At 69.1% G+C, this 11,114-nt stretch carries 11 protein-coding genes and 1 pseudogene; 10 read left to right on the top strand and 2 right to left on the bottom strand.

The annotated features are described in order from the left end of the window. The first annotated feature begins 452 nt into the window (after positions 1-452). The 7 genes and pseudogenes from CXP56_RS16615 to CXP56_RS19105 all read left to right on the top strand — a co-directional run. Positions 453-1,229, top strand: a complete 777-nt coding sequence (locus tag CXP56_RS16615) for an enoyl-CoA hydratase/isomerase family protein (protein ID WP_286901850.1) — start codon at positions 453-455, stop codon at positions 1,227-1,229. A gap of 17 nt (positions 1,230-1,246) precedes the next feature. Then, a complete protein-coding gene (locus CXP56_RS16610; RefSeq protein ID WP_286901848.1) occupies positions 1,247-2,059 on the top strand; it encodes an enoyl-CoA hydratase/isomerase family protein in 813 nt (270 codons plus the stop codon). Between the two features lie 5 nt (positions 2,060-2,064). Next, positions 2,065-2,898, top strand: coding sequence for an enoyl-CoA hydratase/isomerase family protein (locus CXP56_RS16605; RefSeq protein WP_286901847.1), 834 nt, complete (start codon positions 2,065-2,067; stop codon positions 2,896-2,898). 5 nt (positions 2,899-2,903) lie between these two features. Beyond that, the gene (locus CXP56_RS16600) at positions 2,904-3,959 is read left to right on the top strand and encodes a phosphotransferase family protein (protein WP_286901846.1); all 1,056 of its coding nucleotides are present in this window, start codon (positions 2,904-2,906) and stop codon (positions 3,957-3,959) included. A gap of 1 nt (position 3,960) precedes the next feature. Continuing rightward, complete coding sequence (locus CXP56_RS16595; protein WP_286901845.1) at positions 3,961-5,001, top strand: Rv3169 family protein; 1,041 nt, start codon at positions 3,961-3,963, stop codon at positions 4,999-5,001. Beyond that, positions 4,998-5,159 carry an epoxide hydrolase N-terminal domain-containing protein gene (locus tag CXP56_RS16590; RefSeq protein WP_286901843.1) on the top strand — a complete coding sequence of 54 codons (162 nt, stop codon included), beginning with the start codon at positions 4,998-5,000 and terminating at the stop codon, positions 5,157-5,159. Before CXP56_RS16595 ends, CXP56_RS16590 begins: the two co-directional genes overlap by 4 nt. Further along, positions 5,108-5,314, top strand: a pseudogene (locus CXP56_RS19105) (epoxide hydrolase N-terminal domain-containing protein); the annotation flags it as partial. The gene CXP56_RS16590 and the pseudogene CXP56_RS19105, both read left to right, overlap by 52 nt. 955 nt (positions 5,315-6,269) lie before the next feature. Here the strand turns inward: CXP56_RS19105 and CXP56_RS16585 are convergent. Both CXP56_RS16585 and CXP56_RS16580 read right to left on the bottom strand, forming a co-directional pair. Then, positions 6,270-7,163, bottom strand: a complete 894-nt coding sequence (locus tag CXP56_RS16585; protein WP_286901842.1) for an SDR family oxidoreductase — start codon at positions 7,161-7,163, stop codon at positions 6,270-6,272. A 192-nt stretch (positions 7,164-7,355) separates the two neighbouring features. Then, positions 7,356-8,153 (bottom strand): enoyl-CoA hydratase-related protein, encoded by a 798-nt coding sequence (locus CXP56_RS16580; protein WP_479266915.1) that lies wholly within the window; start codon positions 8,151-8,153, stop codon positions 7,356-7,358. A gap of 288 nt (positions 8,154-8,441) precedes the next feature. Between CXP56_RS16580 and CXP56_RS16575 the strand changes: the two genes are divergently transcribed. From CXP56_RS16575 to CXP56_RS16565, 3 genes are all read left to right on the top strand, one after another. Continuing rightward, a complete protein-coding gene (locus CXP56_RS16575; protein ID WP_286901840.1) occupies positions 8,442-8,903 on the top strand; it encodes a MaoC family dehydratase in 462 nt (153 codons plus the stop codon). A 145-nt stretch (positions 8,904-9,048) separates the two neighbouring features. Beyond that, positions 9,049-10,029 carry a zinc-binding dehydrogenase gene (locus CXP56_RS16570; RefSeq protein ID WP_286901838.1) on the top strand — a complete coding sequence of 327 codons (981 nt, stop codon included), beginning with the start codon at positions 9,049-9,051 and terminating at the stop codon, positions 10,027-10,029. A gap of 6 nt (positions 10,030-10,035) precedes the next feature. Then, positions 10,036-10,815 (top strand): enoyl-CoA hydratase/isomerase family protein, encoded by a 780-nt coding sequence (locus CXP56_RS16565; protein ID WP_286901836.1) that lies wholly within the window; start codon positions 10,036-10,038, stop codon positions 10,813-10,815. The last annotated feature ends 299 nt before the right edge of the window (positions 10,816-11,114 follow it).

The raw sequence follows: 11,114 nt of genomic DNA, 5'->3' as shown, positions 1-11,114 counted from the left end.
CTGGCGCACGAAGCCAACCTGCTGTTCTACGGCACCGAAGAGGCCAAGGAAGGCCGTGAGGCGTTCAAGCAGAAGCGCACCCCGGACTTCGGCCGGTTCCCGCGCCTGCCGTGAGCTAGCTGCAACTGCTACCCACCGGGCTCCGTCCGACGCCGTCGCGCGTGTGCTGACGGGTGCGCGAGGCGACCCGCCAGCGGTGAACCGATCGGGCACCGTCGCCGACGCGGCGAGGGCGTGCCGGACCTGTGCATCTCGGGCGCTCGCATCGCGGCTCCGTTTCGGCATCCCTGGTGGGCTCGGCGTCCCGATTCACGCCAAGAGACGGGTGGACCGTTATCTGCGTCACGAACGGTGGGGCGGACAGGAGAAATCTCCAGTCCGTCGGCGTCGATGGTTTCCCTCCTCGACCTTGAGATAGCTATGGTCTGACCGTTAAGCGAAAGTGAGGGTCCATGTCTGACACCGACGTCGTCACCTGGAAGACCGCCTCTCCGGGCGTGATGGTCGCGACCATGGCCCGCCCACCCGCCAACGCCCTGGGCCCGCAGATCCTCGACGGCCTGCACGCCGCCATGGACGCTGCCGAGAGCGCCGGCGACGTCAAGGTAATGGTGGTGGCCTCGGCGCTGGACGGATTCTTCGCCGCGGGCGCCGACATCAAGCACATGTCCACCATCGACGCACAGTCGTTCGCCGCCTACGGCGACAAGATGCGTTCGGTCAACGACCGGCTGGCCGCAGCACCATGGATCTCGATCGCGGCCGTCAACGGCCTCGCGCTTGGCGGCGGGCTCGAGCTGGCGCTCGCCTGCACCCTGCGCGTGGCCGCCACGAAGGCCAGAATGGGCCTGCCGGAGGTCAAGCTCGGCCTGATCCCCGGCGCGGGCGGCACGCAGCGACTGCCGCAGCTCGTCGGTCGGGGCCGGGCCCTCGACATCATCCTGACCGCACGCCAGGTGCCCGCCGACGAGGCCCACGCGATCGGGTTGGTCGACCGGCTCACCGACGGCGACGTGGTGGAGGCCGCGCTCGCGCTGGCCGCCGACCTCACCGCCTCCTCGCTGCCGGCCCAGCTGGCGGGTGTGCGCGCGGTGGACGCCTCGTTCACCAAGCCGTTGCCGGAAGGCCTTGTCTACGAGGCCGAACAGATCAACGAGCTGTTCGTCTCCGGCGAAGCGGCCGAGGGAATCACCGCGTTCGTCGCCAAGCGCCCCCCGAAGTTCGCGTGAGGTACAAGGAGCCGTTCATGACGATTGCCGACCTCGACTTCCAAACCCTCCGACTGAGCGAGCCGGCGGCCAACGTCGCGCTGCTGACGCTCAACCGCCCGGACCGGTTCAACGCCATGACGCCCCGGATGTTCACCGAGCTCGAGCAGGCGGCGACGGTCCTGAACGACGACGATGCCCTGCGCGTGCTGGTGATCACCGGTGCCGGCAAGGCGTTCTGCTCCGGTTACGACCTGGCGGAAGCGGACAAGCTGCCCGAGTTGGGCGCGATCGGCATGCTCGACCTGCAGGAACGGGCGGCGCGCGCGATGCTGGCGGTCCGTAACGTGCGCGTGCCGGTGATCGCGGCGGTCAACGGGCCAGCAGCCGGCGGCGGATTGGCCCTGGCACTGCAGGCCGACATCCGCATCGCCGCGCCCGAGGCGACATTCGTCCCGGCGATGGTCCGGGTCGGGCTGTCGATCGGCGACCTCGGCGTGTCGTGGCTGCTGCCGCGGCTGATCGGACCCGCCCGGGCTAGCGAGATCGCGTTCACCGGCCGCGACGTCGACGCCGCAGAGGCCGAGCGGATCGGTTTGGTCAACGCACTGTCCCGGCCGGGTGAGCTGATGAACGACGTGTTGGCGCTCGCCGAGAAGATCATCAACAACAGTCCCGGTGGTGTCCAGCTCACCAAGCGCGCCATTCACGCCAACCTGGAGGTCGGCTCGTACGCGGCGGCGCTCGAGCTGGAGAACCGCGGGCAGGCGCTGCTGACCCGTACGAAGGACATGCCGGAAGCGCTTGCGGCGTTCCGCGAACGGCGCCGCCCCGTGTTCCGGGGGGAGTGAGCGGGATGACCAGTGACGACGTGACCGTGCAGATGGACTTCCCGCCGCTGCAACAGCTCACGTTCGAGGTGCTGCCCGGCGACATCGGGGTGCTGCGCGTCAACCGGCCGGACCGGATGAACAGCCAGACCGTGCGCATGTTCCACGAGTACGGCGTGGCGGCCCGCGCCCTGCGCGACGAGCCGCTGCGGGCGCTCATCGTCACCGGCGCCGGGGACCGCGCGTTCTGTGCGGGCTTCGACCTCGACGAGGTGCACGTGATCACCGAGATGGGCGTCCGCGAGTTCCTCAAGTTCCAGGAAGTCGCCACCGGCGGGATCCAGGAGATTCGTCACCTCCCGTTCCCGGTGATCGCGGCGGTGCACGGGCCGGCCACCGGCGGCGGGTTCGCGCTGGCGCTGGCAGCTGACATCCGTCTGTGCGATACGAACGCGAAGTTCAGCGCCGCGTTCGTGCAGGTGGGGCTGTCGATGGGGGAGCTGGGCACGTCGTTCAACCTGGCCCGTCTGGTGGGCCCCGCGCGCGCCTCGGACATGGGCTTCACCGCGCGCCTGGTCGGTGCCGAGGAGGCCGAACGCATCGGCCTGGTCAACCGGGTGGTGCCCGCCGAGCGCCTGTTCGACGAGGCCGTCGCACTGGCCCGCCGGATCGCACAGAACTCGCCGGCCGGGGTCCGGATGAGCAAGCGGGCCATCCAGCGCAACCTGGAGGTCGGCTCGTACGCGGTGGCGCTCGAGCTGGAGAACCGCGGGCAGGCGCTGCTAGTGCAGACCGCCGACATGCCGGAGGCCCTGGCGGCGTTCCGTGAGCGGCGTTCGGCGCGGTTCGTGGGTGGCTGATCGACGTGGTCGCCTGGGACTGGAGTCCGCGGCAGCTCGCGGCACTCGCGCGGTTCTTGCAGGAGCGCGGGCTGACGTGCGGTCCGGTGCGGGCAGTCCGCATCGGCGACGGGCACTCGAACCTCACCTACCGGGTGATCGACGAGGCCGGCGCCACGGTGGTGGTCCGCCGACCTCCGCCACCACCGACGCCGCCCGGGGCGCACGACGTTCTGAGGGAAGCGCGGCTGATCAGCGCGCTGGGCGGCTCGGCCGTGCCGGTCGCCCCGGTGCTGGCCACCGCCAGCGCTGGTGAAGTGCTCGACGTACCGCTGTACGTCATGGGCTACGTCGACGGCGTCGTGGTGACGGCGCAGACCCCGCCACCGCTGGACAGCCCCTCGACGCGGCGTCGCATCGGTCACGCCCTCGTGGACACCCTGGCTGCATTGCACTCGGTGGACTGGCGGGCCGCGGGCCTGGCGGAGTTGGGGCGCCCGGAAGGCTTCAACAGCCGGCACGTCCACCGCATGGCACGCCTGATCGCCGACGACGCCGGGCGCGTGCCGGACGAATTCGCCGACGTCCGTCAGTGGCTGCTGGCTCACGTGCCGGTGGAGTCCGGGGCCGCGATCGTGCACAACGACTTCCGCCTCCCAAACGTCATGCTGTCGACCAGGCGGCCAGGTGAGGTCGCGGCGGTGCTCGACTGGGAACTGGCCACGATCGGCGACCCGCTGTTCGACCTTGGCTACTTCCTGGCGTCGGTGCCCCGGGAGGAACCGTTCAACCCGACCCAGGCAATGGGGATCGCGATGCTCGAGGCTGGTTATCCGTCGCGGCAGGAGCTGGCCGAGCGGTACGCGCAGCGGACCGGCGCCGACCTGACCCATCTTCCCTGGTACACCGTGCTCGCACTGTGGAAGCTGGCAGTGCTCTACGAGTACAGCCACCGACGCGCCCGACAGGGCACGGGGGATCCGTACTACCTGGACCGGGGACTGGTCCACGCGTTTCTCGACGACGCGCGGCGCAGCGCCGGCCTGGTCTCGTCATCGCCCGCATCGACCCGTCAGGAGTGACATGACGAACCGATCGCACGAGGCCTTCCACGACCCGCTCATCACGCCGGACGAGGTGGTTGGCCTGCCGGAGAAGTTCTTCGACCGCTTCGTGTTCAATCTGCACCCGGTGGACGGGTCCCGCCCGGCCGTCATCGTCGGGCTCGGGCTGTACCCGGTGCGGGACACCGTCGACGGGTTCGCCCAGCTGTGCACGGACACCGAGCAGCGCAACGCGCGCTTCGCCACCGAGCTGTCGGCCACCCCGTGGGACCGCTGCGGCCCGCTCCGCTACGAGGTGCTCGAGCCGAACACGCGCTGGCGCATCGTGCTCGGCGACAACCCGACGAACATGACGTTCGACCTGGTGTGGACGGCGCGCACCCCCGCGTGGTGGGGCGACGTCGAGGTCACCAACGCCTCGGGGCAGAAGACGTCATTCGCCCACTTGTTCCAGTCCGGCTACGTCGACGGCGAGCTGCGGATCGACGGCACTGCGATCACGGTCGATCACTGGTACAGCCAGCGCGACCGGTCGAGAGGCGTGCGCACGATGCAGGGTGGACAGGGCCTGCACATCTGGTTCCAGGCCCAGTTCCCGGACCGCTCGGTCGGGTTCCTGCTGGTGGAGAGCCGTAACGGCGGGCGGCTGCTGCTGGAAGGCGCGGTCATGCACACCGACGGCAGTCTCGACGAGATCACCGACGTCCAGCACGACCTGGTGTTCGACGACCAGCTCGACCTGCGGTCGGGACGTGTGCTGGTCACCACGGCGAGCGGTGCGACGTACCACATCGCGGCCGACGCGTCGGGCCGTGGCGGGCTGATGGCCGGTGCCGGGTACGGAGGGCATCACGGGCGCAAGTTCGGGCGCGACCACGTCGAGGGCGAGGTGTGGCCGCTGGACGGCACCGTGACGCAGCGGACCGTGGACTCGTCGTTGACCGACCGGCTTTCCCGATTCGAGTGGAACGGCGTGCGCGGCTCGGGCATTTTCGAGTTTGCCCTGACACGATCGTCGTCGTACACCTACCGGCCGACCCTGGAAGTCGACGACCCATGACCAGCACGGTGCGGTTCTTCGTGCCGGACGTCAGCGACAAGTACATCGACGATCTGCGTGCACGCCTGTCCCGGGTGCGGTGGCCCGAGGCCACCACCGAGCCGGGCTGGGCGCAGGGGCCCCGCTGGGAGGAGATGCAGCGACTGGTCGGCTACTGACGCGGCGCCTTCGACGGGACGCCTTCCGCCGAGGGTTCGGCGCCTTTCTCCAGTCGCTCACCACCATCGACGGCCTCGAGGTACATGCCGTCCACGTGCGGTCGGACCGGCCTGACGCGATTCCGCTGATCACGACTCACGGCTGGCCCAGTGCCTGGTGGAATTTCCAGCGCGTTGTCCCGCGACTGGCGCAGCCGGAGTCCGACTCGGTTTTTCACGTCGTGTGCCCGTCCCTGCCCGGGTACGCCTGGAGCGGCAAACCCGTCGAATCGGGGTGGGGAGCCGTCAGGACCCCGGACGTGTGGGCCGAGCTGATGAGCCGGCTGGGGTACGACCGCTTCTCGCCCACGGCGGCGACTGGGGTGACTTCGTGTCGAGTGTTTTCGCGCGGCGATACCCCGAGCGCGGGCGAGGACGCACCTGACGATCCCGTTCGTCCTGGTCACCGACGACCTGTGAGCGCAGGCGAGTCCAGCAGAGCGACGCGGGCTGGAACGCGAGGCACGCTGTCGCAAGGACGGCTCGGCCTACGTCGCCCTGCAAGGCACCAGGCCCCACACGATCGGAGACGCGCTCGTCGGCTTGCCCGTGGCCCTGCAAGCCTGGATCGCGGAGAAGTTGCACGACTGGTCGGACCGGGACACGTCCGGGCGCTCGCTGCTCGACGACGACCTCGTGCTCGACGTCGTGTCGGTGTAAAGGCTGACCCACACTGGTGCTTCGGCCGCCTGCTACTACGGGAGTTGCTCGGTGAGCGCAACACCGACCCGGTCACAGTCCCAGCCGGGTTCTCGATCCTCCCGAAGGAGATCGTTCGATCGCCCCGGGTGGCGGTGGAAGTCGTGCACCTGAATCTGCGGTGGTGGCGCGAACTGGATCGGGGAGGGCATCGCCGCGGCCGAAGTGCCCGAGCGGGTGGCCGAGGAGATCCGCGCCTTCGCCGCGGCGGCCCACTAAAGGCAATTGCCGGTCGCTCGGCCAGACCGCGCGCCCGAGGAGACCCATCGTCCGGTTCGTCCGCGATCGTTCGGTGGGCCGTTCTCGCACGACCGGCCAGGCTGACGGTCATGCGTCGTGTCCTGGTCGGTCGTGGGGGACGGTAACCAAACGTCAGATGGTGCGTTGTTTCTTGGCGGCCTCGGACGCCGCCTTGGCCTTGGCACGGGCCTCCGCCCAGTCCTCCTCGGTCATGCTCGCCAGGCTTGCGAACGTGTTGGGGCCGGCCAGCATCTGGCCACCGTCCATGGCGATCGTCTGACCGGTGAGGTAGTTGCACGCGTCCGACAGCAGGAAGATGGTCAGGTTCGCCAGTTCCTCGATTGTGCCGGGACGGCCAGCCGGGATCTCGTCCCACTGGGTCGCTCCCGCTGACGTCTTCTCGGTGGGGTTGAGCATCTCCCAGGCGTAATCGGTCGGGATCGGCCCGGGCGCGATCGCATTGACCCGGATGTTGTACTTGGCCCACTCCACGGCCAGCGACATCGTCATGGCGTGCACGGCCGTCTTGGCCATTGCCGACGGTACGACGTAGGCCGAGCCCGTCCACACCCACGTGGTGAGGGTGGACAGCACCACGCCCGGGAGCTTGCCTTCGATCCACCGGCGGCCCGCCGCGAGCGTGGTGTGGAACGAGCCGTTCATTACCGTGCTGGTGATCGCCTCGAAGCCACGCGGACTGAGGTCCTTGGTCTGGGCGATGAAGTTGGCGGCGGCATTGTTGATCACCCCGGTGAGCGGGCCGTGCTCGTGCCACAGTGCGTCCATCGCTTCGTCGACCATGTCGAACTTGCGCACGTCGACACACTGGTAGTGGACCGCGCTGGGTCGGTCGCGGCCGACCTCCTCGGCCGCTTCCCGCAGCACGTTCTCGCGCCGCCCCCACAGGTGCACCTCGGCGCCGTGATCGACGAGGTGTTTGGCCACGCCGCGCCCCAGTCCCGTGCCGCCACCAGTGATCAGGACGCGCTTGCCGGCCAGCGCGGTGGGGGAAAAGATTGTGCTCATGAAGTGCCTCCCAGCACGGACGACGTGGTCGTCATAGGTTCGACGTCAGCGCGCGGTCACCAGGCCACCACGGTGGTGGGCCGATCACCGGGCTTGACATGAAGGGGCCACGCCGCCGGGCGACGTGGGCAAGGAGGGGCGGCCAGGTGCGGCGCGGTCGGCCCGGCGGCACGGCGCCCGGGACACCGTCGGTCAGTCGCTGCGGTACTGCGAGAAGTCCGGTGGCCGCTTCTCGTTGAACGCGGTGATGCCTTCCTGCGCCTCGGCGGTCTCCCCGAACAGCTTGAGGGTGGTCACGGCGAGGTTGCCGAGGCTGACGAAGTGCTCGGTGTCGGTGTTGAACGACTGCTTGAGGACCTTGAGGGCGGTCGGCGAGTACGTATTCATCGTAGCGGCCCACTTGCGCACCTCGTCCTTGAGCTCGGCCGCCGGAACGACCTTGTTGACCAGGCCCCACTCGAGCGCTTCCTGCGCGGTCAGCCGTCGCAGCATGAACCACAGCTCACGGGCTCGCTTCTCGCCGACGACGCGCGCCAGGTAGCCGGTGCCCAGTCCGGCATCGAAGCTGCCCACGCGCGGACCGTTCTGGCCGAACGTGGCGGTGTCGGCGGCGATCGTGAGATCGGCCAGCACGTGCAGGACGTGGCCACCGCCGATGGCGATGCCATTGACCGCGGCAATCACCGGCTTGGGCACGTCCCGGATGACTCGGTGCAGCGCCTCGATCTCGAACAGACCGCTGATCGACGGACCGTAGTCGCCGGTCTCCATGCGCTGCTTCTGATCCCCGCCGGCGCAGAACGCCTTGTCGCCAGCCCCGGTGAGGCAGATGGTGCCCACCGAGTTGTCGGCCCATGCCCGCTTGAAGGCCAAGACCAGCTCGTCGATCGTGCGGGCACGGAACGCGTTGTACCTGTCAGGGCGATTGATGATGATCCACGCCAGGCCGTTCTCGACCTCGTAGATCACATCGGTGAACTCGTCGATCACGATGTGACGTCCTTGTCTCGGGGCTGTCGCCAAACCAATATTTGGACTGACCATTGGAACTGTAGTATCATCCCGGAGGGAAGGCAACCCCGACATCCCGTTAGGCCACAACGGTCCGCGACGCCGAACCGCAGCGCCACCGGGTAGTGAAGGAGCCAGCCGATTGTGGGCGACGACACCCGTCCCGGCAGGCCCGACGTTGACATGCGGCGCCGGTCGTGGTGCCGTCGCGATGCGACGACAACAGCGGAAGGGGTCGTCAGCCGGCCCGGCGAGGAGGAACGAGCGGTGGCTTTGGCGATCACGGTGGCGGAGCTCGTCGAGGTGTCCGAGCTCGACCTGGGAGCAGGTTCGTGGCGCACCGTCGACCAGGAACGGGTCAACTTGTTCGCCGACGCCACGGACGACCACCAGTGGATTCATGTGGACCCGGAGCGTGCTGCACAGGGCCCGTTCGGCGGCACAATCGCGCACGGCTACCTGACGCTGTCGCTGGTGCCCGCGATGCTCAAGGAGCTCATGACCATCACCGACCACGGCCGCGGAGTCAACTACGGCCTGGACAACGTGCGGTTCACCGCACCGGTACCGGTCGGGGCCCAGATCCGGTTGCGTGCCCGCATCACCGAGACCGGCAAACGGGACGACGGGGGAGTCCGGTACCGCGTCGCGCTCACGGTCGAGATCAAGGGTCAGCAACGGCCCGCGATGGTGGCCGAGTCGATCTACATCACGTACCCGAAGGACTGACCCCGCCCGCTCCGCCGCGAGGTCCCGGTGCCGGCCGACAACGAGAGAGGACACGAGCGATGAGCACCCAGCCGTCTCATTGGCCGAGCGGGAGGGCGATCGCGTCGGGCAACCGGCTCGCTCGCGGTCGTGGGACGGCGATCCGATGAGGGCCGTTGTGCAAACCCGCTACGGACCCGCCGACGTGTTGCGGCTCGGGGAGAGACCGGACCCGCGACCTCGCCCGGGCTGGACCGTGGTCGAGCTCAAGGCAGCCGCGCTCAACTGGCACGACGTCCTGGTGCGACAGGGCAAGTACGACTCCCCGCTGCCGCACACCCCCGGGTCCGACGGTGCAGGAGTCGACCTCACCACCGGCGAGGAGGTCGTAATCCTTCCCTCCCTGTGGTGGGGCGACGAAGAGTCCGCGCCAGGCCCCCGGTGGGAGATCCTCGGTGACCACCGGCCGGGCACGTACGCCGAGCGGGTCGAGGTGCCGGCCGAGTGCGTGGCGCCGAAACCACCTGGGCTGTCGTGGGCCCAGGCTGCAGCACTGCCGCTGGTGGGACTGACGACCTACCGGGCATTGTTCACCCGGGGACGTCTGCGCGCCGGTGAGACGCTGCTCGTCCTGGGCGCTGGCGGGGGAGTGGCGACCACCGCGGTGTTGCTGGCGGCCGCGGTCGGCGCCCGCGTCTACGTCACCTCGTCCAGCGAGGACAAGATCGCCGCAGCACGCCAGCTCGGCGCGGCCGGCGGGGTCCGCTACGACCGGCCGGACTGGCACAAGGCCGCCAAGGAGTTGGTCGGCGGACGCGGCTTCGACGTCGTGCTCGACTCGGTGGGCACATGGGCGGACGCGCTGCGGGCGCTCCGACCAGGAGGCCGCCTAATCGTGCTCGGCGCGAGTCGCGCCGAACTGGCCGCGCTGGACGTGCGCCGGTTCTACTTCGGGCAGTTCGACCTGCTCGGCACGACCATGGGCAGCCCGCGTGACTTCGCGCAACTGCTGCGCCTGCTCGACGACCACGACGTGCCGCCGCCCGTGGTTGACCGCGTCTTCCCGCTCGACCGAGCCGCCGACGCCCACCGCTACCTGGAGTCCGGGCGCGGTTTCGGCAAGATCGTCCTCGACATCGGAATGTGAGGAACCGTGTCCCCAGTTCGCTACGAGTTCGACGACCACGGTGTCGCCTTCGTGACACTCGACTCCCCGCAGAACCGCAACGCGCTCACCGATGCCATGCTGGACGAGTTGTTGCGCGCGTTCGAGCGCGCCCGCACCGACAACGCGGTGCGCGTGGTGGTGCTGCGGTCGTCACACGAACGGGTGTTCTCCGCCGGTGGCGACCTCAAGGCGTTCGCCGACGACAACCCCACCATCACCAAGTACGCCGGACTCGACCGCTTCCCGCGCCTGTACCAGACCATCGGCGGACTCGGCAAACCGGTGATCTGCGCAGCAGGCGGCGACGTGCTGGCCGGAGCGTTCGGGCTTGCTTTGGCGTGTGATCTGATCATCGCCAAGGAAGGTGTGCGGTTCGGGTGCCCGGAGATCAACGTCGGCGTGTTCCCGTTCATGATCTCCGCGCTCATCTACCGCAACGTCCCCCGGATGCGGGCCAACCAGCTGATGATGACCGGCAAGCCGATCGACGCACGGGAAGCCGAACGCATGGACATCGTTAATGCGGTCGTCCCGGCCGAGCAGTTCGAGGACACGGTCCGCCAGTGGGCCCACGAGCTCGCGGCCAAGTCGCCACTGCTGATGCGACTCGGCAAGAACGCCATCGACGCCACGCGCGACATGAGCCTGCCGGACGCGCTGTCGGCGCTGCAGTCGCAGCTGGCGCTGGCGTTCACCACCGACGACATCAGGGAAGGGGTCGCCGCGTTCCGGGAGAAGCGCCGACCGCAGTGGCGGATGCGGTAGCCGCCCGCCGCGAATGCGAAGACGGAGCACCCGCGGCTCGACGCCAGAGGGCCGCCACTGGCGCTCAGCCCTTGCCCGTGCCGGTCGGAGCAGAGACCGCGTGGACGGGAAACCCTGGCGTGGGTCACGGTGTGGGTTGGTCGGCTCGCATGTGCTCGGCTTGCCGAGGAGCTACTGATTTGGATGTTGCTGGCTTGCTGGAGGCGGCAGCACCAACTGGTTCGCGCACGGCGCCACGTTCGGCGGGCACCCGGTGGCGTCCGCCGTTGCCCTGGCGAACCTCGATCTGTTCGCCAGGG

Origin of the sequence: Thermocrispum sp. (assembly GCF_002919275.1) — a bacterium.
GTDB classification, from domain to species: Bacteria; Actinomycetota; Actinomycetes; order Mycobacteriales; family Pseudonocardiaceae; genus Thermocrispum; species Thermocrispum agreste.
The sequence above is the reverse complement of the archived record's forward strand: the minus strand, read 5'-3'. Positions and strand labels throughout refer to the sequence as shown.

Coding starts and splice junctions, on each gene's coding strand:
- CXP56_RS16585 (WP_286901842.1), bottom strand. CDS start 7,163: ATGAGCACAATCTTTTCCCCCACCGCGCTGGCCGGCAAGCGCGTCCTG.
- CXP56_RS16595 (WP_286901845.1), top strand. CDS start 3,961: ATGACGAACCGATCGCACGAGGCCTTCCACGACCCGCTCATCACGCCG.
- CXP56_RS16570 (WP_286901838.1), top strand. CDS start 9,049: ATGAGGGCCGTTGTGCAAACCCGCTACGGACCCGCCGACGTGTTGCGG.
- CXP56_RS16590 (WP_286901843.1), top strand. CDS start 4,998: ATGACCAGCACGGTGCGGTTCTTCGTGCCGGACGTCAGCGACAAGTAC.
- CXP56_RS16605 (WP_286901847.1), top strand. CDS start 2,065: ATGACCAGTGACGACGTGACCGTGCAGATGGACTTCCCGCCGCTGCAA.
- CXP56_RS16615 (WP_286901850.1), top strand. CDS start 453: ATGTCTGACACCGACGTCGTCACCTGGAAGACCGCCTCTCCGGGCGTG.
- CXP56_RS16610 (WP_286901848.1), top strand. CDS start 1,247: ATGACGATTGCCGACCTCGACTTCCAAACCCTCCGACTGAGCGAGCCG.